Raw genomic sequence first — 19,037 nt, 5'->3', positions numbered from 1 at the left:
GTCAGACTAGTCGGACCGGTCAGACAAAACAATGTCCTAGTCCTCGTCGCCTTCCAAGAGCTCCACGTCGAGGCCAAGGGACTGCAGTTCCTTGATGAGGACGTTGAACGACTCGGGCAGGCCCGGCTCCAGGGTGTGCTTCCCTTTGACGATGGCCTCGTACATCCTGGTGCGGCCCGCCACGTCGTCGGACTTGACGGTGAGGAATTCCTGCAGCGCGTAGGCGGCGCCGTAGGCTTCCATGGCCCAGACCTCCATCTCACCCAGTCGCTGGCCACCGAACTGCGCCTTGCCGCCCAGCGGCTGCTGGGTGACCAGGGAGTAGGGACCGATGCTCCTGGCGTGGATCTTGTCGTCGACCAGGTGGTGCAGCTTCAGGACGTACATGATGCCGACGGTGACCTTGTGCATGAACTTGTCGCCGCTCTTGCCGTCGTACAGGGTGACCTGGCCGGTGGTCTCGAAGCCGGCGTGCTTCATCATCTCCTGGATCGATTCCTCGCTGGCCCCCTCGAAGACCGGGGAAGCCATCGGGACGCCGCGCCGCAGGCGCTTGGCCACGTTGATGAGCTCCTCCCCTTCGAGCTTGTCGATGAAGCGGTGCATGTCGGGATCGTGGTACACGCCCTTCAGGAAGCGCTTCACCTCTTCGTGCGGGGTGTTCTTCTCGAGGAATTCCTCGATCTTCCAGCCCAGGCCGCGTGCCGCCCAGCCCAGGTGGGTCTCGAGGATCTGACCCACGTTCATACGGGACGGAACGCCCAGCGGGTTCAGCACGATCTCGACCGGACGACCGTCTTCCATGTACGGCATATCCTCCTCGGGGAGGATCCTGGAGACGACACCCTTGTTGCCGTGACGGCCTGCCATCTTGTCGCCGACCTGGAGCTTACGCTTGATGGCGATGTAGACCTTGACCATCTTGATGACGCCCGGCGGCAGGTCGTCGCCGCGACGCAGCTTCTGCACCTTGTCGTCGAAGACGTACTTGATGATGTCGATCTGCTGGTTCAGCGTGGACAGGGTCTGGGCCACTTTCTCGTCGATGGTGTCGTCATCGGCGATGGAGATCTCGTCCCAGCGGTCCATGGAGAACGACTTCAGCATCTCCTCGGTGATGACGGCCCCTTTCGGGATCAGCACCTTGCCGTCGGTTCCCTCTATCTTCACGGCGGCGGTCTTGCCCACCAGGAGTTTCTTCAGCTTGCCGATGGCCGAGTCGCGGATGATGCGGATCTCGTCCTGCTCGTCCTTCCGCAGGCGCTGCTCCTCGGCCTTCTCGATGATCTCGGTACGGGCGTCCTTGTCGGCACCCTTCCTGGAGAAGATCTTGGCGCCGATGACGGTACCTTCGACCCCCGGCGGGACCCTGAGCGAGGTGTCGCGCACGTCGCCGGCCTTCTCGCCGAAGATGGCGCGCAGGAGCTTCTCTTCCGGGGAGAGCTGGGTCTCGCCTTTCGGGGTGATCTTGCCCACCAGGATGTCGCCCGGGCGGACCTCGGCGCCGATCCTGATGATGCCGGACTCGTCCAGGTCCTTCAGGGTCTCTTCACCCAGGTTCGGGATGTCGGAGGTGATCTCCTCCTTGCCGAGCTTGGTGTCGCGGGCGACGGCCTCGAACTCCTCGATGTGGATCGAGGTGTAGCGGTCGTCTTTTACCAGGCGCTCCGAGATGAGGATGGAGTCCTCGTAGTTGTAGCCGCCCCACGGCATGAAGGCTACCAGGACGTTCTGGCCCAGAGCCAGCTCGCCCATGTCGGTCGAAGGACCGTCGGCGATGATGTCGCCTGCCTTGACGTGGTCGCCCACCTTGACCACCGGCCTCTGGTTGATGCAGGTGTTCTGGTTGGAACGGGCGAACTTGATCAGGTTGTAGATGTCGACACCGGTGCCGGTGGCGTCGTACTGGTCCTCGTCGATCTTGACGACGATCCTCGAGGCGTCGACGCTCTCGACCACGCCGTTGTGGCGGGCGACCGAGGAAACCCCGGAGTCCCGTGCCACGACGCGCTCCATGCCGGTACCGACCAGCGGGGAGTCGGCGCGCAGAAGCGGTACCGCCTGGCGCTGCATGTTGGAGCCCATGAGGGCGCGGTTCGCGTCGTCGTTCTCGAGGAACGGGATCAGCGAGGCCGCGACCGAGACCAGCTGCATCGGGGCGACGTCCATGAGCTCCAGCTCGTCGCGACCGACCAGCACGAACTCGCCGGACTTCCTGGCGGAGATGTAGTCGGCGACGAAGCGGCCGGTCTCGTCGATGTCGGCGTTGGCCTGGGCGATGGCGTGCCCTTCCTCCTCCAGCGCGGAGAAGAAGCGGACCTCGTCGGTCACCTTGCCTTCCTTAACCACGCGGTACGGCGTCTCGACGAAGCCGTGCTCGTTGATGCGGGCATAGGTGGAGAGCGACGCGATCAGACCGATGTTCGGACCCTCCGGGGTCTCGATCGGGCAGACGCGGCCGTAGTGAGTCGGGTGTACGTCGCGAACCTCGAAGCCGGCGCGCTCGCGGGTAAGACCACCCGGTCCAAGGGCCGACAGACGGCGCTTGTGGGTGACCTCGGAGAGCGGGTTGGTCTGGTCCATGAACTGGGACAGCTGCGAGGAACCGAAGAACTCCTTGACCACGGCGGAAACCGGCTTGGAGTTGATCAGGTCGTGCGGCATCAGGTTCTCGACTTCCTGCAGCGACATGCGCTCCTTGATGGCGCGCTCCATCCTGACCAGGCCGATGCGGTACTGGTTCTCGAGGAGCTCACCCACGGCGCGCACGCGGCGGTTGCCCAGGTGGTCGATGTCGTCGATGTTGCCCTTGCCGTTTTTCAGCTCGATCAGGTAACGCACCACCTCGAGGATGTCCTCGCGGGTGAGCGTCATGCAGTCAAGCGGCACGTCCACGCCCAGCTTGTAGTTGAGCTTCAGGCGGCCGACGGCGGAGAGGTCGTAGCGCTCCGCGTTGAAGAACAGGTTCTCGAAGAGAACCAGCGCGCTCTTTAGGGTCGGCGGATCGCCCGGACGCAGACGACGGTAGATCTCGATCAGTGCCTCGTCGGTGGAGCCGATCTTGTCGATCAGGATGGTGTCGCGGAAGCTGGAGGTGACGTGGAGGTTGTCGATGAAGAGCACCTGGAAGGAGGTGATCCCCTTCTGTACCATCTCCTCGAGCTTCGCCGGGGTGATCTCCTCGTTGCACTCGACCAGGATCTCGCCGGTGGCGGGATCGTAGATGTCGTGGGAAGCGACCTTGGCGACCACTTCCTCCTCGGCGATCGGGATCTCCTTGATGCCGTGCTCGGCCATCTTCCTGAGCGCGGCCTTGGTGAACTTGCGGTTCGCCTTGAGGATCACCTCGCCGGTGCCCGGGTCGACGATGTCCGCGGTGGCCTTCTGGTTGGAGAGGAGCTCCGCGTCCACGAGCTTGGTCATGGCGCCGTTGTCGCCGACCTTCACTTCCTCGGACTTGTAGAAGTAGTTGATCAGCGCGTCGTTGGAGTAGCCAAGGGCCTTTAGGAGCACGGTGGCCGGCATCTTGCGACGCCTGTCTATGCGAACATAAAGGATGTCTTTATGGTCAAATTCAAAGTCAAGCCACGAACCGCGGTACGGAATCACACGGGCCGAGTAGAGCACCTTGCCACTGGAGTGGGTCTTGCCCTTGTCGTGGTCGTAGAACACGCCCGGCGAGCGGTGCAGCTGGCTCACGATAACGCGCTCGGTGCCGTTTATGATAAAGGTCCCGTTGTCGGTCATCAGCGGGATTTCGCCGAAATAAACCTCCTGCTCCTTGATGTCGCGGATCGATCTGGTACCGGGGTCCTTCGCCACATCCCATACTACCAGCCTCACCTTCACCTTCATCGGCGCGGCAAAGGTCATCCCCCTCTGGTGGCACTCCTCAACGTCGTACTTCGGCGCGCCCAGCGAATACGAAACGTACTCAAGCGAGGCGGTATCACTGAAGTCCCTGATCGGGAATACGCTGCGGAACACGGCTTCCAGGCCGGAATTCTTGCGTGCGTCTACGGGAGTGTCGAGCTGGAGGAATCTCTTGTAGGAATTTTTCTGGATGTCGATGAGGTTCGGTATGTCGATGATCTTGTGGATCTTGGCGAAGTTCTTGCGCAACAGGGGGTTATTCGCGATTGAATAAGCCATATCTTCTCCTTGTGGTGAACGCCTTGGAAGACCTCCACCCCCTTGAATTTCCTGCTGTTCTGGTCGGACGTGGCTGCGGGGTGAAGCGGCCTCAAACTAAAATAGAACAGCCAAGGCCGCAAAAAGCGACCTTGGCTTTGGTAAAGATCGGTGCGAAGCTAATTACTTAACTTCCACTTCTGCGCCAGCCTCGACCAGCTGCTTCTGTGCGTCGGCAGCTTCTTCTTTGGAGATGCCAGTCTTGACCGGCTGCGGAGCGCCGTCGACCAGGTCCTTGGCTTCTTTGAGGCCCAGGGAGGTCAGGCCGCGGACGACCTTGATGACGCCGATCTTGTTGGCGCCAGCAGCTTTCAGGATGACGTCGAACTCGGTCTTCTCTTCAGCGGCTTCAGCCGGGCCAGCAGCCGGGCCAGCAGCAGCGACAGCAACCGGAGCTGCTGCGGAAACGCCGAACTTCTCCTCGAGCTCTTTCACGAGGCCAGCAAGTTCGAGGACGGACATGTTCTCAATGAAGCTGATTACTTCTTCTTTGGTGATAGCCATTTCTTTCTCCTCCAGAGAATATTGTTAGATGTTTAAAGCGAAAATTGTCGGTGACTGCGATTAGGCAGCCTTCTGGATCCTGATCTGCTCCAGCGCGCGTACGAAACCGCCCGGAACAGCCGCGAGAACGCGTACGAAGTTGCTTGCCGGTGCCTGCATGCTGCCCAGCATCTTGGCGATAAGCACTTCGCGGCTCGGCAGGTCTGCCAGAGCCTGGATCTCAGCCACGTTGATGGTCTTGCCGGTGAGCACGCCAGCCTTCAAGGTAAACGGGTTAGTGTTTTCCTTGTTGAAGCGGGACAGCACTTTGGCCGCCGCGACGGGATCGTCGTAGCAAAGGGCGATGGCGGTGGGGCCTGCGTAGTACTGCGACAGACCTTCCTTGTCGGTCCCCTTGGAAGCGATCTCGAGCAGAGTGTTCTTGACGACCTTGTACTCCGCGTTGGCTTTCCTGAGCTCGTTTCTGAGCTCGGTGGCCTGGCCGACGTTCATCCCGCGGAAATCCGCGAGGAATACCGCCTGCGCCCTCTGGAGCTTGTCGTGCATCTCGGCAACAAGTTCTTGCTTGTTTTCCTTATTCAAGCGCCTTCCTCCTTTCTTTTGGTATACGGGTGCGGAACCCCGCCAAAGTCAGGAAGTTGCGGAACATGCATTTTCGCGCAACATCTGCAAGTCTCGGTTGGCCGCCCGGAAGCGTTTAAGCGCCGACGATGCTACTGGCACACCCACTGTCTTTGACTTTGGCTTTACAGCGGTACTGCTCTTTATTTCAAGATCGCGCTGATGTCAGCGAGATCGATGGTGACGCCCGGGCCCATGGTGGAGGACACGGCAACCTTCTTCATGTAGGTGCCCTTGGCTGCAGCCGGCTTCGCCTTCTGGAGGGCTTCCACCAGGGCAACCACGTTCTGCCTCAGGGTCTCGGCGGTGAAGGAAACCTTGCCCACCGGGGCGTGCACGATACCGGCCTTCTCGACGCGGAACTCGACCTTGCCGGACTTGGACTCCTTGATGGCGCGAGCCAGGTCGAAGGTGACGGTACCGACTTTCGGGTTCGGCATCAGGCCGCGGGGACCGAGGAGCTTACCGATCTTACCGACCACGCCCATCATGTCCGGGGTAGCGATGGCGGTGTCGAATTCGAACCACCCTTCCTGGATCTTGGCGACCAGGTCGTCGGCACCGACGTAATCGGCACCGGCCTCGCGGGCCTCCTTCTCCTTCTCGCCCTTGGCGAAAACCAGGACGCGCACATCCTTGCCGAGACCGTTGGGGAGCACCACGGCGCCGCGGACCATCTGGTCGGCGTGACGCGGGTCGACGCCCAGCTTCACCACCAGGTCGACGGTCTCGTCGAACTTCGCATAAGCCGCGCTCTTCACGAGCTCAAGGCCGTCGGTCAGGGGATAGGTTTTGGTCCTGTCGACCTTGGCGCGAGCCTCTTTAAGCTTTTTTGTCATAGACATTTCTGATAACCCTCTCTTTAACTTAAGCTATTTCAACGCCCATGCTGCGCGCGGTACCTTCAATGGTCTTCATGGCAGCCTCAAGGCTCGCGGCATTGAGGTCGGGCATCTTCTTGGTGGCGATCTCGCGCACCTGCTCCTTGGTCAGCTTGCCCACCTTGGTCTTGTTGGGGGTAGCGGAGCCGCTCTGGAGGCCGAGAGCTTTCTTGATGAGAACCGGAGCCGGCGGAGTCTTGGTGATGAAGGTGAAGGACCTGTCGGCGTAGACAGTGATGACGACCGGGGTGATGGTCCCTTCGTCTGCCTGGGTCTTCGCATTGAAGGCCTTGCAGAACTCCATGATGTTGACGCCGTGCTGACCGAGTGCGGGACCGATCGGAGGAGACGGGTTTGCCTTCCCTGCGGGTACCTGCAGCTTTATGTAACCGGTGATCTTTTTCGCCATTTTCCTACTCCTTTTTCATTCCTTCGAACTGCCTGAAGCTATCGGTAACAGCGGGTTGCCCCTACTGCTTTTCTACCTGCATGAATTCGAGCTCGACCGGGGTGGCGCGCCCGAAGATGCTTACCATGACCTTGAGTTTCCCCTTGTCCGGCTTGACGTCCTCGACCACACCGGAGAAGTTGAGGAAGGGACCGTCGATGACCCTGACCGTCTCGCCCACCTCGAAGAGGACCTTGGGACGGGGCTTCTCGGCACCCTCTTCCATCCTCTTGGTGATCTTGTTGACCTCTTCGTCCGGGATCGGGAAGGGGTTATTGCCGCCGACGAACCCGGTAACCTTGGCGGTCTCCTTGACCACGTGCCAGGTGTCGTCGTTAAGTTCCATGTTCACCAGGATGTAGCCGGGGAAGAACTTCCTGGAAGAAGTCTTCTTCTCCCCCTTCTTAAGCTCGACGACGGTTTCGCACGGGATCAGGATCTCGCCGAAGAACTCCTCCATCTCGAGGTTCTTGATGCGCTCAGCAAGCGAGAGCCGCACCTTGTTCTCGAAGCCGGAGTAGGTATGTACGCCGTACCATTTGTGTGCCATTTATCAGTCCTCTAGCGGAGTATCGACTTGATGAGCTTAGTAAGGACCGCGTCGCAGACGCCAAGGTAAAGTGAGATGAGCACGATGATGACGACAACCACCTGAGCAGTAGAGAAGGTCTCTTTGCGGGTCGGCCAAGTTACCTTGGCGAGTTCCGCCTGTACATCCTCAAAAAAAGTCTTGGCTTTTGCGAGCACTTGTCACTCCTCACTTCGTGAAGATAAAAAAAATGGCAGGCCAGGAGGGATTCGAACCCCCAACACCCGGTTTTGGAGACCGGTGCTCTAGCCGTTAGAGCTACTGGCCTGCGGCGGGGGTCCCCGGACAGCTCCGGGGACCCCAAATCAAACTATTTGGTTTCCTTGTGCGGCGTGTGCTTCTGGCAGAAGCGGCAGTACTTGTTGAACTCCAGCTTCTGGGGCGTATTCTTCTTGTTCTTCGTGGTGGTATAGTTACGCTGTTTGCACTCGGTGCAGCCAAGGGTGATGATGTCTCTAGGCATTTTCTTTCGTCCTTTTCAAACTATTTTCGCGTCCCGATCCTTCCGGAACTCAAAGAACCCGTCAGGTCCTACTCGATGATGGAGGCAACGACGCCTGCACCGACGGTGCGGCCGCCTTCGCGGATAGCGAAGCGCAGACCTTCGTCCATTGCGATCGGGGTGATCAGGTTGACGGTTACCGAGACGTTGTCGCCCGGCATAACCATCTCGACACCGGCCTCGAGGTCAACCACGCCGGTAACGTCGGTGGTCCTGAAGTAGAACTGCGGACGGTAGCCGTTGAAGAACGGGGTGTGACGGCCGCCCTCTTCCTTGGACAGGATGTAGGCCTCGGCCTTGAACTTGGTGTGCGGGGTGATGGAGCCCGGCTTGGCGAGAACCTGGCCACGCTCGATCTCCTCACGCTTCACGCCGCGCAGCAGCGCGCCGATGTTGTCGCCAGCGCGGCCTTCGTCGAGGAGCTTACGGAACATCTCGACGCCGGTAACGGTGGTCTTGGTGGTGGCCTTGATGCCGACGATCTCGACTTCCTCGCCGACCTTCACGATGCCGCGCTCGACACGACCGGTGGCGACGGTACCACGACCGGAGATGGAGAACACGTCCTCGACCGGCATCAGGAACGGCTTGTCGATGGCGCGCTGCGGCTCCGGGATGTAGGCGTCGACGGCGTCCATCAGCTTCATGATGGCCTGCTCGCCCAGCTCGCCCTGGTCACCCTCGAGGGCCTTCAGAGCGGAACCCTTGATGATCGGGATGTCGTCGCCCGGGAAGTCGTAGGAGGAGAGCAGTTCGCGCACTTCCAGCTCGACCAGCTCGAGGAGCTCCTCGTCGTCCACCATGTCGGCCTTGTTCAGGAACACGACGATGTAGGGGACGCCGACCTGACGCGCCAGCAGGATGTGCTCGCGGGTCTGCGGCATCGGGCCGTCAGCTGCGGAAACAACCAGGATCGCGCCGTCCATCTGCGCTGCACCGGTGATCATGTTCTTTACGTAGTCGGCGTGGCCCGGGCAGTCGACGTGAGCGTAGTGACGCTTGTCGGTCTCGTACTCGACGTGGGCGGTAGCGATGGTGATACCACGCTCACGCTCTTCCGGTGCGTTGTCGATCTGGTCAAACGCCTTGAACTCGGCCTGGCCTTTGCCGGCGAGCACCTTGGTGATAGCTGCGGTCAGGGTGGTCTTGCCGTGGTCGACGTGACCGATGGTCCCTATGTTCACATGCGGTTTAGTTCTTTCGAATTTAGCTTTAGCCATGAGGAATCCTCCCTGATGTATCTACTACAGCTGTTATGTGAATGTTTTTTCTAGAAGGGGATGGAGCCCACAACCGGATTCGAACCGGTGACCTCTTCCTTACCAAGGAAGTGCTCTACCTACTGAGCTATGTGGGCATATTCTGTTTTGGAGCGGGAAACGGGACTCGAACCCGCGACCCTCAGCTTGGAAGGCTGATGCTCTAGCCAACTGAGCTATTCCCGCCAATTCCCTGCTCTGAAGTTTTTTGACTCAACTTGCGCTCCACTCAACCAGTACCAGCGATTCCGTTCAGAATCTCCTGATTTGAGCAGATGCTCATCTCATCTGCAGTTTTTATGGTGGAGGGAGGAGGATTCGAACCTCCGAAGTCGATGACGACAGATTTACAGTCTGTTCCCTTTGGCCGCTCGGGAATCCCTCCAGACAGAAGTGGTGCTATTAACTTTTCAATCTGGAGCTGACGATGGGACTCGAACCCGCAACCTGCTGATTACAAGTCAGCTGCTCTACCAATTGAGCTACGCCAGCTGATTCGATACCATCTCGCTACCATCTCGCTGCGCGCTTTGTGTTGCGAAGCGAATCCCTGTTCTAAAGCAAAAGGGCTTCGGTGTCAACTTCTTTTTTTACGCCGTGCAAATTATTTTTTCCAGCCGCGGCATTCACAACCGAGGCCTTTGCACGGCACTCGCCGCCAGCAGCGGGCAAGAAACCGTGAATATAGCAGCACATCATCCTGAATGCAACCTCATTCTTCTTTTTAAGCTGTTTTTCACTCACGTTTGCCTGCAACGGGTACAGTCGCTTCGCTTTCCGGCAGTTACAGCGGCAGTTTCGCGCAATTGTCATGGCTACAAATTAGATTTCCTGTGTCTGTACTCATAGACGGAGCCCAGCTATAGTTGACCCACTGAAAGAAAGGGAGGGCGCTATGGAATGCACACTGGCAAAAGGGGAACTGTTGAGCCTGACGGGGGGAGCGCACGGGCTTACGCTGCGCTGTCTAACCGGGACCATCTGGCTCACCAAAGGGGATGGCAGGGATTACCTGGTACACTGCGGGAGCGGCTTCGAGCTCTGCAAGGGGGAATCCGCCCTCGCTGAGGCTCTTGATGCTGCGGAACTGCAGATGAGGAGAGCGGGTGCCGCGGAGAACACCAAATCCGCGCTGGCGGCGGCCCCAGCCGGATCGTTCCTGCCGCGACTTCTCTAGAGGAAGAGCTACGGGTGGACCGGTGCGTGGGCCAACTCGCCGACCACGGTATGCCAGGCGCGCACCGTCCACTTCGCCACCAGCCCGTTCAGGACGTACGGGTCTGCCTTGGCGAAGGCGGCCGGCACTTCAGGGGAATCGGCCTGAAAGAGGAGGACGGCGCCGTCGGCCGGATCGGTGAGCGCTCCACCGAGAACCAGCTCGCCGCGCCGCGCGGCCTCCCAGGCCAGCGCCAGGTGCTCCGCGCGGAACTCGCCCCTGCGCTCCAGGTAATCAGGAGCGACCTCGTACAGCAACAGATAATGCATGGCTACCTCCTGTTGTTGCCGCTGAACAATTCGGCCGCAGCATCCTCCCGGCCGCATTCCTTCAAAGCCGCCAGGCAATTCTTCCTTTCTTCGGGCACGTGGTACAACAGCAGCGACTTCTGCAGCCCCTTTTCACGATCCGTCCGTGCCACGTACACCTTCTCCCCGGTAAAGGGATCCACGCCCGTGTGATAGATGCAGGTCGACAGCGTCCCCGGCGTGGGAGTGAAATCCTGCACCTGCTCCACCTTCATGCCCCAGCACTTCAGCATCAGGGCGAGATCCACCATGTCCGACAGCGTGCAGCCGGGATGCCCGGAAATGAAGTACGGGACAATGTACTGCCGTTTCCCCGCCTTGGCACTCTCCTTCTGGAAAGCGTCGCGGAACCGCTCGAAGCAGTCGTGCCCGGGCTTGCGCATCACCGAGGTGACGCTGTCGGTGAGATGCTCCGGCGCCACCTTCAAGAGGCCGCTCACGTGGTGCGAGACCAACTCGCGCAGGTAACGGGGCTGGCGCTCCATCAGGTCGTAGCGCACGCCTGAGGAAACCGCGACGTGCTTCACCCCGGAGATGCGGCGTGCCTTGGCGAGGAGCCGGGAACTGCCGGCATCATCGGTGACCAGGTTTTTGCAGATCTTCGGGAACAGGCAGCTGTCGCGGCGGCACTTGGCGCCCGCCTCCGCATTGCCGCAGGAGAGCCCGAACATGTTGGCGGTCGGGCCGCCCAGGTCGCTCACGCTGCCACGGAACCACGGCAACGCCGCCAGCCGTTCCAGTTCCTGCAGCACGCTTTGCTCGCTGCGGGACTGGATGGTTTTGCCCTGGTGGTGGGTGATGGCGCAGAAGGCGCAGCCGCCGAAGCAGCCGCGGTGCGTGGTGATGGAATTGCGGATCTGCTCGTAGGCCGGGATCGCTTCCTTGTAGCCCGGGTGCGGTGCCTTTACGAAGGGGAGCGCGTAGATCGCGTCCAACGCCTGTTCGCCAAGCGGCCACGCGGGAGGATTGCAGACCAGGTAGCGTGTGGCGTGGCGCTGGATCACGGTCCTGGCGCAGCCGGGATTCTGCTCCCCCGAAAGCAGGCGAAACGACCGCGCGTAGGCGGCCTTGTCGGTGGACACCTCCTCGTAACTCGGAAGTTCCACCAGGTCGGCGCCTGGTTCCGGCGCGGTCGACGACGGGTAAGCGGTGCCACGGATATCGCGGATAGAAGCGAACGCCTCACCTTTTTGCAGCCTCTGCACCAGTTCCAGGAGCGGGCTCTCCCCCATGCCGTAGATGAGCAGGTCGGCTTTGGCGTCGAAGAGCGCGGAGCGGCGCACCTTGTCTTCCCAGAAATCGTAGTGGGCGAAGCGACGCAGGCTCGCCTCGATGCCGCCGATCACCACCGGCACGTCGCGATAGGCTTCCTTCAAACGCGAGGTGTAGATGATGGTGGCGCGGTTGGGGCGGGCGCCGTGGCGGTTGCCGGGGGTGTAGGCGTCGTCGCGGCGCAGTTTCCGGGCCGGCGTATAGTGCGCCACCATGGAATCCATGGCGCCCGCGGCTACGGCGAAGAACAGGCGCGGGCGCCCGAGCGCCATGAAGGGTTCCTTGCTGCGCCAGTCCGGCTGCGGGATGATGCCGACCCGGAGCCCTTTGGCCTCCAGCAGTCGTGCCAGGAGCGGGACGCCGAAAGAGGGGTGGTCCACGTAGGCGTCGCCGGAAACGAAGACGACGTCCAACTCGTTCCAGCCGCGAGCCTTTGCTTCGGAAAGTGAAATGGGGAGAAACCGGGAAGGAGACTGCTTGGGACGTGCGTGTTTCATATAAACCTTAAAACCGTTAGCCACGGAGAACTTCTGAGAAAATCTGAGAGAACCAAACCTTTTTGTTTTAGGTTTCCTCAGAAGTCCTCAGATTTTCTCCGTGGCCAATGGTTTTGACTTTACGGGAAGATCCCCAGGAAATCGAGCCCGAGGGTTTCGGGAAGACCGCACATGAGGTTCATGTTCTGAACCGCCTGCCCGGACGCCCCTTTCACGAGGTTGTCGATGGCGGATACCACGATGACCCTGCCGGTCCTTTCGTCGACAACGACGCCGATGTCGCAGAAGTTGGAACCCCTGACGTGCGCAGTCGAAGGAAGCACCCCCTCGGGAAGCACCCTGACGAACGGCTCGCCCTCGTAGAAGGTCTCGTAGAGCGTAATCAACTCCGCCGCGCGCACCTTGCCGGTCGGCACGCTGTAGATGGTGGAAAGGATGCCGCGGTCCATCGGGACCAGGTGCGGGGTGAAGGAGATGGTGAGCGGAGTGCCTGCCAGCAGCGCGAGTTCCTGCTCGATCTCCGGGATGTGACGATGCACGCCCCCCACGCCGTAGGCCTTGAAACCTTCATTCACCTCGCAGTAGAGGTTGTCGACCTTGGCGCTGCGCCCGGCACCGGAGGTCCCGGACTTGGCATCGACGATGATGCTCTTGGGGTCGATCACCTTCCCCTTCAACAGCGGCGCCAGGCCGAGGATGACGCTGGTCGGGTAGCAGCCGGGGTTGGCGATCAGGCTGGCCTCGCGGATCTTGTCGCGACGCAACTCCGGAATGCCGTACACCGCCTGGGGGAGCAGTTCCGGGGTCAGGTGCTTTTCATACCACTTGCCGTAGACGTCCGCGTCGTGCAGCCGGTAGTCGGCGGAGAGATCGACCACGTCCTTGCCCATCTTGAGGAAGGTCGGGACCACCGCCATGGCGGCCTTGTGGGGGAGCGCGGTGAAGACCATGTCCACCTGCTCGGCAATGCCGACCGGTTCCAGGGGCTCGAGAACAAGGTCGCAGCGGCCGCGCAGGGTCGGGAACACGTCGCTCACCGGGCGACCGGCGCTCTGCTCGGAGGTGACACAGGTGACGGCGACTTCGGGGTGGGCATGCAGGATACGGATAAGTTCGACGCCGGTATAGCCGCTGGCACCGACGATGGCAACCTTGATCATGAAGGTCCTCCTCTACTTACATCTGAAAGAATAGGAGCTTGATGTTAGCACAGCTCCTACGGACTTGACACCCTAAACCTCAAAACCGGTAGCCACGGAGAACGTCGGAGGAAATCTGAGAGAAGCAAAACCTTTTTGTCTTTGGTTTTCTCAGATGTCCTCAGATTTTCTCCGTGGCCAACGGTTTTAGCTTAAAGGTTTTTGAAACAGCAAAAGGAGGAACCCTGACGGATTCCCCCTTTGCAATACAGACAGCAATTGTTCCCGTAGCGGATTAACGCTTGGAGAACTGGAAGCTGGCGCGTGCCGCCTTCTTGCCGTACTTCTTTCTTTCCTTGATGCGCGAGTCGCGGGTGATGAACCCGGCTTTCTTCAGGGTACCGCGCAGGTCGGCATCGGCCTCGATGAGGGCCTTGGTGATGCCGTGCTTGATGGCGCCGGCCTGGCCGGAGTCGCCACCGCCCTTGACGGTGCAGAAGATGTCGAACTTGCCGACATTCTCGGTCAGCTCGAGGGGCTGCATGACCACCATCTTGGAGGTCTCGCGGCCGAAGTAGCTGTCAAGAGTCTTGGTATTTACAATGATCTCGCCGTTGCCCGGCTTGATCCAAACCCTGGCGATGGACGACTTCCTTTTCCCAGTTGCGTAAAAGCTGACTGCCATTTTCTATCTCCTGATGAACGAATTAAATGTTCAGATTCTTCGGATTCTGAGCCGCGTGCGGGTGAGCACCGCCGCTGTAGATCTTCAGCTTCTTCAGCATGTGGCGGGCAAGCTTGTTTTTGGGCAGCATGCCTTTGACAGCTTTCTTGATCAGCTCTTCCGGCTTCTTGTCGATGAGCTTGGCTGCGGTAATTTCTTTCAGCCCGCCCGGGAACGAAGAGTGGCTATAGTAGGTCTTGTTAGCAAACTTATTGCCGGTCAGGGCAATCTTCTCCGCGTTCACGACAATGACGAAGTCGCCGGTGTCAACGCTCGGGGTGAAGGTCGGCTTGTTCTTGCCGCGCAGCACGTTGGCGATTTCAGTCGCGACACGGCCGAGCACCTTGCTATCCACATCAACCAGGTACCAATCCCTGGTAACTTCTTCTTTTTTGGCAACTTGCGTCTTCATTGAAACCTCACAGCTATCTGGAATTAGCACATTAACTTACAGAAGATTGAGAATTTAATCGATTCGTCCGTTCATGTCAAGACAAAAAACCGGGGTAAGAATTAACGCCCTATTAAACTGGCATCATTCCCCGCTCTGCCCGGGGTAGAAAACCTGCATGAGACAGAGTCCTTGGGGCGGCACTGTCATTCCCGCGTTCTGCCTGTCGCCTCCCTTGAGCAGGCGCGCCACGTCGGCCGCGCTCATCCTGCCCTGCCCCACTTCGATGAGCGTCCCGGTGATGATGCGCACCATGTTCTTCAGGAAACCGCTGCCGTTGATGTCCAGGTGCAGCAGACGCCCCTCCTGCACCAGCTCCATGCTGTAGATGCGACGCACCGTGGTCTTGGCGGCGCAGTTGGCGCCACGGAAGGCGGCGAAGTCGTGCTCGCCTACGAAGAGCCTGCATGCCTGCCGCATCGCCTCGACATCGAGCTTCCCCTTGACGCGCCAGGCGGTATGGCGCACCAGCGGCGAGCGGAGGTCGTCGAGCAGCATGGTGTAGCGGTAGTGCTTCGCCTGCGCGTCGAAGCGCGGGTGGAAGTCGAGCGGCACCTCGGCCGCGTCGCGCACCGCGATGTCGCTGGGGAGCAGCGTGTTCAGCCCCTCGCGGAAGGCGCGCAGCGGCATGGTGCGCTCGGTCTTGAAGCAGGCCACCATGCCGCGGGCGTGCACGCCCGCGTCGGTGCGGCCGGAGGCGTGCAGGGTGGTGTGCTCCCCGAGCATCTTGGCCAGCGCCTTTTCCATGACCTCCTGGATGGTGAGCCCGTTGGGCTGCACCTGCCATCCGGCGTAGGCGGTGCCGTCGTATTCTATGATGAGTTTGATGTTGCGCATAGTTTCCAAAGTCGGACGGGCCGGACTAGTCGGGCTGGTCAGACCGCCAGGGGCTACTTCAGATAGTCTTTCACCAGCAGTTCCGCGATTTGCACGGCATTGGTGGCGGCGCCTTTCCTGAGGTTGTCGGCCACGACCCAGAGGTTCAGGCCGTTCTTGATGCTGGCGTCCTCGCGGATGCGGCCGACCAGGGTCAGGTCCTCGCCGGCCACGTCCATGGCCATCGGGTATTCGCCGTTGGCCGGGTTGTCCACCAGTTCCACCCCCGGCGCGTCCTCCAGGAGCTCGCGCGCCTTGGCCACGGTGATCTTCTTCTCGGTCTCGATGTTCACCGACTCGGAGTGGCCGTAGAAGACCGGGACGCGGACACAGGTCGCGGTGGTGGCGATGTCCGCCTCCATGATCTTCCTGGTCTCGTTCACCATCTTCATCTCTTCCTTGGTGTAGCCGTTGTCGCAGAAGGAATCGATCTGCGGCAGGCAGTTGAAGGCGATGCGGTGCGGATAGACCTCGTTCTTGGGCGGACGGCCGTTCAGAAGCTCGCCGGTCTGGACGCGCAGCTCTTCGATCCCCTTGTTGCCGGTGCCGGAAACGGCCTGGTAGGTCGAGACGACGATCCTCTTGATGGTGCCGAAGTCGTGCAGGGGCTTGAGCGCCACCACCATCTGGATGGTGGAGCAGTTCGGGTTGGCGATGATCCCCTTCTTGCGATAGTCGGCGATGGCATGCGGGTTCACCTCGGGGACCACCAGCGGCACGTCCGGGTCCATACGCCAGGCGCTGGAGTTGTCGATGCAGACCGCTCCCGCCTTGGCCGCGGAAGGACAGAACTCCTCGGAGCGCGCACCGCCCGCGGAGAAGAGGGCGATGTCGATCCCCTCGAAGGAATCGTGCGTCAGCTCCTCCACCGGCACCGGCTTGCCGTTGAACTCGAGCACCTGGCCGGCGCTTCTCGCACTCGCCAGGAACTTGATCCGGCCCACCGGGAACTTGCGCTCCTCCAGACACTCGATCATCTGGGTCCCCACGGCGCCGGTCGCGCCCACCACTGCTACATTCCACGTTTTCTTCATACTCGTTACATCTCCTCAAGACAAAAACGGGAGCGCGCCACCCATGGATCCCGGGGGACGCGCTCCGCAGTTAACTTCTCTATGATCTTCGACAAAAGCCGTCCCCCTCCCGCAAGGGGCGGGGGGGCTTAAGGTTTAGCGCTCCTTCAGAATCTGCAGCATGCGGCGCAGCGGCTCGGCGGCACCCCAGAGGAGCTGATCGCCGCAGGTGAAGGCGGAGAGGTACTGCGGCCCCATCTTCATCTTGCGCACGCGACCCACCGGAACGGTGAGCGAGCCGGAAACGGCTGCCGGGGTGAGCCCCGCCAGGGAGTCGGCCTTGTTGTTGGGGATGAACTTCACCCACTGGTTGTCGTTCTTGATCATCTCCTCGATTTCGGCGATCGGGATGTCCTTGGTGAGCTTCATGGTGATCGCCTGGCTGTGGCAGCGCATGGCGCCCACGCGGACGCAGATGCCGTCCACCGGGATCGGATTGGCGGCGCCGAGGATCTTGTTGGTCTCGGCGTACCCTTTCCACTCCTCGCGGCTCTGGCCGTCCTCGACCTCGCGGTCGATCCAGGGGAGCACGTTGCCGGCCAGCGGGAAGCCGAACTCCTTGGTCGGCATCTCGGCGCTTCTCAGGGTGGCGGTAACCTTCTTGTCGATCTCGAGGATCGCGGAACCCGGGGTGGCCAACTGCTCGGCCACGGAGCCGTGCAGCACGCCCATCTGGGAGAGGAGCTCACGCATGTTCGGGGCGCCGGCGCCGGAGGCCGCCTGGTAGGTCATGGAGGAAAGCCACTCGACCACGCCCGCCTTGAACAGACCGCCCAGGCCCATGAGCATGAGGCTCACGGTGCAGTTGCCGCCGATGTAGTCCTTGATCCCCTTGGAGAGGGCCGCATCGATGACGTTGCGGTTGATCGGGTCGAGGATGATGACCGCGTCGTCTTCCATGCGAAGCGTGCTCGCCGCGTCGATCCAGTAGCCGTTCCAGCCGGCCTTCTTCAGCTCGGGGCGGATCGCCTTGGTGTAATCGCCCCCCTGGCAGGTGATGATCACGTCCAGCTTCTTCAACTCGTTGATGTCCGACGCATCCTTCAGCGTACCCGCGTTGAGCGGTGCGGGCTGCCCCACCTGCGAGGTGGTGAAGAATACCGGCTCAACACCTGCGAAATCGTTCTCTTCCTGCATGCGCTGCATGAGAACCGAGCCAACCATGCCACGCCAACCGACCATTCCGACTTTCATAGGCGACCTTCCTCTCTATTTATATTTTGATGGACTGCGGCGGGTTGCCCCGCCTTTACCGTATTTATATTACAGATTGGCGATGATGGCGTCGCCGATCTCCTTCGTGTTGACCAGCTTCTCGCCGGCCTTCTCCTGGTAGATGTCGCGGGTGCGGTAGCCCCCATCAAGAACTTTGGCTACGGCGTTGTCGATGGCGTCGGCCGCCTCGATCATGCCGAAGGAGTAGCGCAGCATCATGCCCGCGGAAAGGATCTGGGCGATCGGGTTCGCGATCCCCTGCCCCGCGATGTCGGGGGCGCTGCCGCCGGAGGGCTCGTACATGCCGAAGGTCCCCTCGGCGAGCGATGCGGACGGGAGCATCCCCAAAGAGCCGGTCAGCATGGCCGCTTCGTCGGAGAGGATGTCGCCGAACATGTTCTCGCACAGGATCACGTCAAACTGCTTGGGCCACTTTACCAACTGCATGGCGGCGTTGTCCACGTACATGTGCGAAAGTTCGACATCCGGGTACTCCTTGGCAATGTTGATCACGATCTCGCGCCAGAGCACCGAGGTGGAAAGGACGTTGGCCTTGTCGATGGAGCAGACTTTCTTGCCGCGCTTCCTCGCCGCCTGGAAGGCGACGTGTGCGATGCGCTCGATCTCCGGCACGCTGTAGCGCATGGTGTCCACGCCGACGCGGTCGCGGCCGGCCCCTTCGATCCCTTTGGGCTGGGAGAAGTAAATGCCGCCGGTCAGCTCGCGGATCACCAGGATGTCAAAACCGCCGGCGATCACCTCTTCCTTCAGGGACGAGGCGCTGGTCAGCGACGGGAAGATGATGGCGGGACGCAGGTTGGCGTAGAGACCGAAGATCTTCCTGAGCGGCAACAGGGCGCCGCGCTCGGGCTGCTCGTCCGGGGGAAGGGTTTCCCACTTGGGTCCGCCCACCGAACCGAACAGGATGGCGTCGGCTGCCTTGCATATATTTACCGTAGTGTCCGGAAGAGCGCGCCCTTCCAGATCGATGCCCGCACCGCCCACGTTGGCGTGCGTGCGCTCGAATTTCACGTCGTAACGCTTTTCGACCGCATCCAGCACCTTCAGTGCTTCCGCCATAACCTCCGGGCCGATGCCGTCGCCCGGCAGCACCGCCACTTTAAAAAGCTGTCCCATTGCACAACCTCCGATATGTATTAAATTAGCGATTCTATTTGCGAGACAGTGATATTGTCAACATAAAAAAGGCCGTCAAACATACGTTTAGCGCCCCAAACCATGACTATGAGCTAATGCTCTGCCGGCTGGTT

The 19,037-nt window shown here is 60.6% G+C and carries 20 protein-coding genes and 5 tRNA genes; 1 reads left to right on the top strand and 24 read right to left on the bottom strand.

What is annotated here, in order from left to right:
* Positions 1 to 36 precede the first annotated feature (36 nt).
* The 15 genes from rpoB to KOL99_RS19750 all read right to left on the bottom strand — a co-directional run bounded on the left by rpoB (position 37) and on the right by KOL99_RS19750 (position 9,739).
* Positions 37 to 4,152, bottom strand: a complete 4,116-nt coding sequence (gene rpoB / locus KOL99_RS19820) for a DNA-directed RNA polymerase subunit beta (RefSeq protein ID WP_216512193.1) — start codon at positions 4,150 to 4,152, stop codon at positions 37 to 39.
* A gap of 162 nt (positions 4,153 to 4,314) precedes the next feature.
* Positions 4,315 to 4,695: a 50S ribosomal protein L7/L12 gene (gene rplL / locus KOL99_RS19815; RefSeq protein ID WP_216512192.1), complete on the bottom strand. Its 381-nt coding sequence runs from the start codon at positions 4,693 to 4,695 to the stop codon at positions 4,315 to 4,317.
* A gap of 60 nt (positions 4,696 to 4,755) precedes the next feature.
* Entirely contained in the window at positions 4,756 to 5,277 is a 522-nt protein-coding gene (rplJ, locus tag KOL99_RS19810) for a 50S ribosomal protein L10 (RefSeq protein WP_183350951.1), read from the bottom strand.
* A 182-nt stretch (positions 5,278 to 5,459) separates the two neighbouring features.
* Positions 5,460 to 6,161 carry a 50S ribosomal protein L1 gene (gene rplA / locus KOL99_RS19805; RefSeq protein WP_216512191.1) on the bottom strand — a complete coding sequence of 234 codons (702 nt, stop codon included), beginning with the start codon at positions 6,159 to 6,161 and terminating at the stop codon, positions 5,460 to 5,462.
* 22 nt (positions 6,162 to 6,183) lie between these two features.
* Entirely contained in the window at positions 6,184 to 6,606 is a 423-nt protein-coding gene (gene rplK / locus KOL99_RS19800) for a 50S ribosomal protein L11 (RefSeq protein ID WP_183350948.1), read from the bottom strand.
* 61 nt (positions 6,607 to 6,667) lie between these two features.
* Entirely contained in the window at positions 6,668 to 7,195 is a 528-nt protein-coding gene (gene nusG / locus KOL99_RS19795) for a transcription termination/antitermination protein NusG (RefSeq protein ID WP_015719168.1), read from the bottom strand.
* Positions 7,196 to 7,206: 11 nt separating this feature from the next.
* The gene (secE, locus tag KOL99_RS19790) at positions 7,207 to 7,392 is read right to left on the bottom strand and encodes a preprotein translocase subunit SecE (protein ID WP_199396262.1); all 186 of its coding nucleotides are present in this window, start codon (positions 7,390 to 7,392) and stop codon (positions 7,207 to 7,209) included.
* A 33-nt stretch (positions 7,393 to 7,425) separates the two neighbouring features.
* Positions 7,426 to 7,502, bottom strand: a tRNA-Trp gene (locus tag KOL99_RS19785).
* Between the two features lie 42 nt (positions 7,503 to 7,544).
* A complete protein-coding gene (gene rpmG, locus KOL99_RS19780; RefSeq protein WP_183350942.1) occupies positions 7,545 to 7,697 on the bottom strand; it encodes a 50S ribosomal protein L33 in 153 nt (50 codons plus the stop codon).
* A gap of 68 nt (positions 7,698 to 7,765) precedes the next feature.
* On the bottom strand, positions 7,766 to 8,956 hold the full coding sequence (tuf, locus tag KOL99_RS19775) for an elongation factor Tu (protein ID WP_216512190.1): 1,191 nt from the start codon (positions 8,954 to 8,956) through the stop codon (positions 7,766 to 7,768).
* Between the two features lie 61 nt (positions 8,957 to 9,017).
* Positions 9,018 to 9,093, bottom strand: a tRNA-Thr gene (locus KOL99_RS19770).
* 11 nt (positions 9,094 to 9,104) lie between these two features.
* A tRNA-Gly gene (locus KOL99_RS19765) sits at positions 9,105 to 9,181 on the bottom strand.
* Between the two features lie 114 nt (positions 9,182 to 9,295).
* Positions 9,296 to 9,380, bottom strand: a tRNA-Tyr gene (locus KOL99_RS19760).
* Positions 9,381 to 9,411: 31 nt separating this feature from the next.
* A tRNA-Thr gene (locus KOL99_RS19755) sits at positions 9,412 to 9,487 on the bottom strand.
* Between the two features lie 63 nt (positions 9,488 to 9,550).
* Positions 9,551 to 9,739 carry a hypothetical protein gene (locus KOL99_RS19750; RefSeq protein ID WP_216512189.1) on the bottom strand — a complete coding sequence of 63 codons (189 nt, stop codon included), beginning with the start codon at positions 9,737 to 9,739 and terminating at the stop codon, positions 9,551 to 9,553.
* A gap of 151 nt (positions 9,740 to 9,890) precedes the next feature.
* Here KOL99_RS19750 and KOL99_RS19745 point away from each other — a divergent pair, with 151 nt between their 5' ends.
* The gene (locus tag KOL99_RS19745; RefSeq protein WP_216512188.1) at positions 9,891 to 10,172 is read left to right on the top strand and encodes a DUF2917 domain-containing protein; all 282 of its coding nucleotides are present in this window, start codon (positions 9,891 to 9,893) and stop codon (positions 10,170 to 10,172) included.
* A gap of 8 nt (positions 10,173 to 10,180) precedes the next feature.
* Here the strand turns inward: KOL99_RS19745 and KOL99_RS19740 are convergent, their stop codons facing one another.
* The 9 genes from KOL99_RS19740 to leuB form a co-directional block, all read right to left on the bottom strand.
* Entirely contained in the window at positions 10,181 to 10,480 is a 300-nt protein-coding gene (locus KOL99_RS19740; protein ID WP_216512187.1) for a YciI-like protein, read from the bottom strand.
* A gap of 2 nt (positions 10,481 to 10,482) precedes the next feature.
* Positions 10,483 to 12,288 (bottom strand): YgiQ family radical SAM protein, encoded by a 1,806-nt coding sequence (locus KOL99_RS19735; protein ID WP_216512186.1) that lies wholly within the window; start codon positions 12,286 to 12,288, stop codon positions 10,483 to 10,485.
* A gap of 119 nt (positions 12,289 to 12,407) precedes the next feature.
* Entirely contained in the window at positions 12,408 to 13,448 is a 1,041-nt protein-coding gene (gene argC / locus KOL99_RS19730; RefSeq protein ID WP_216512185.1) for an N-acetyl-gamma-glutamyl-phosphate reductase, read from the bottom strand.
* A gap of 274 nt (positions 13,449 to 13,722) precedes the next feature.
* Positions 13,723 to 14,112, bottom strand: a complete 390-nt coding sequence (gene rpsI, locus KOL99_RS19725; RefSeq protein ID WP_015719162.1) for a 30S ribosomal protein S9 — start codon at positions 14,110 to 14,112, stop codon at positions 13,723 to 13,725.
* A gap of 22 nt (positions 14,113 to 14,134) precedes the next feature.
* Positions 14,135 to 14,563 carry a 50S ribosomal protein L13 gene (gene rplM, locus KOL99_RS19720; RefSeq protein ID WP_216512184.1) on the bottom strand — a complete coding sequence of 143 codons (429 nt, stop codon included), beginning with the start codon at positions 14,561 to 14,563 and terminating at the stop codon, positions 14,135 to 14,137.
* 123 nt (positions 14,564 to 14,686) lie between these two features.
* Positions 14,687 to 15,439, bottom strand: a complete 753-nt coding sequence (gene truA / locus KOL99_RS19715; RefSeq protein ID WP_216512183.1) for a tRNA pseudouridine(38-40) synthase TruA — start codon at positions 15,437 to 15,439, stop codon at positions 14,687 to 14,689.
* Between the two features lie 53 nt (positions 15,440 to 15,492).
* Positions 15,493 to 16,512, bottom strand: a complete 1,020-nt coding sequence (locus tag KOL99_RS19710; protein WP_216512182.1) for an aspartate-semialdehyde dehydrogenase — start codon at positions 16,510 to 16,512, stop codon at positions 15,493 to 15,495.
* A gap of 135 nt (positions 16,513 to 16,647) precedes the next feature.
* Positions 16,648 to 17,745, bottom strand: a complete 1,098-nt coding sequence (asd, locus tag KOL99_RS19705; protein WP_216512181.1) for an aspartate-semialdehyde dehydrogenase — start codon at positions 17,743 to 17,745, stop codon at positions 16,648 to 16,650.
* Between the two features lie 69 nt (positions 17,746 to 17,814).
* On the bottom strand, positions 17,815 to 18,903 hold the full coding sequence (leuB, locus tag KOL99_RS19700) for a 3-isopropylmalate dehydrogenase (RefSeq protein ID WP_216512180.1): 1,089 nt from the start codon (positions 18,901 to 18,903) through the stop codon (positions 17,815 to 17,817).
* Positions 18,904 to 19,037 lie beyond the last annotated feature (134 nt).

Source organism: Geomonas azotofigens (assembly GCF_018919395.1).
In the GTDB taxonomy this organism is placed as follows: domain Bacteria; phylum Desulfobacterota; class Desulfuromonadia; order Geobacterales; family Geobacteraceae; genus Geomonas; species Geomonas azotofigens.
This window is presented reverse-complemented; position numbering and strand designations above follow the sequence as displayed.

What these genes read in the sequence shown, in the direction of transcription:
- rpoB (WP_216512193.1), bottom strand. Translation starts at nt 4,152, where the DNA reads ATGGCTTATTCAATCGCGAATAACCCCCTGTTGCGCAAGAACTTCGCC.
- rplL (WP_216512192.1), bottom strand. Translation starts at nt 4,695, where the DNA reads ATGGCTATCACCAAAGAAGAAGTAATCAGCTTCATTGAGAACATGTCC.
- rplA (WP_216512191.1), bottom strand. Translation starts at nt 6,161, where the DNA reads ATGTCTATGACAAAAAAGCTTAAAGAGGCTCGCGCCAAGGTCGACAGG.
- rplK (WP_183350948.1), bottom strand. Translation starts at nt 6,606, where the DNA reads ATGGCGAAAAAGATCACCGGTTACATAAAGCTGCAGGTACCCGCAGGG.
- nusG (WP_015719168.1), bottom strand. Translation starts at nt 7,195, where the DNA reads ATGGCACACAAATGGTACGGCGTACATACCTACTCCGGCTTCGAGAAC.
- rpmG (WP_183350942.1), bottom strand. Translation starts at nt 7,697, where the DNA reads ATGCCTAGAGACATCATCACCCTTGGCTGCACCGAGTGCAAACAGCGT.
- tuf (WP_216512190.1), bottom strand. Translation starts at nt 8,956, where the DNA reads ATGGCTAAAGCTAAATTCGAAAGAACTAAACCGCATGTGAACATAGGG.
- KOL99_RS19745 (WP_216512188.1), top strand. Translation starts at nt 9,891, where the DNA reads ATGGAATGCACACTGGCAAAAGGGGAACTGTTGAGCCTGACGGGGGGA.
- KOL99_RS19740 (WP_216512187.1), bottom strand. Translation starts at nt 10,480, where the DNA reads ATGCATTATCTGTTGCTGTACGAGGTCGCTCCTGATTACCTGGAGCGC.
- KOL99_RS19735 (WP_216512186.1), bottom strand. Translation starts at nt 12,288, where the DNA reads ATGAAACACGCACGTCCCAAGCAGTCTCCTTCCCGGTTTCTCCCCATT.
- argC (WP_216512185.1), bottom strand. Translation starts at nt 13,448, where the DNA reads ATGATCAAGGTTGCCATCGTCGGTGCCAGCGGCTATACCGGCGTCGAA.
- rpsI (WP_015719162.1), bottom strand. Translation starts at nt 14,112, where the DNA reads ATGGCAGTCAGCTTTTACGCAACTGGGAAAAGGAAGTCGTCCATCGCC.
- rplM (WP_216512184.1), bottom strand. Translation starts at nt 14,563, where the DNA reads ATGAAGACGCAAGTTGCCAAAAAAGAAGAAGTTACCAGGGATTGGTAC.
- truA (WP_216512183.1), bottom strand. Translation starts at nt 15,439, where the DNA reads ATGCGCAACATCAAACTCATCATAGAATACGACGGCACCGCCTACGCC.
- KOL99_RS19710 (WP_216512182.1), bottom strand. Translation starts at nt 16,512, where the DNA reads ATGAAGAAAACGTGGAATGTAGCAGTGGTGGGCGCGACCGGCGCCGTG.
- asd (WP_216512181.1), bottom strand. Translation starts at nt 17,745, where the DNA reads ATGAAAGTCGGAATGGTCGGTTGGCGTGGCATGGTTGGCTCGGTTCTC.
- leuB (WP_216512180.1), bottom strand. Translation starts at nt 18,903, where the DNA reads ATGGGACAGCTTTTTAAAGTGGCGGTGCTGCCGGGCGACGGCATCGGC.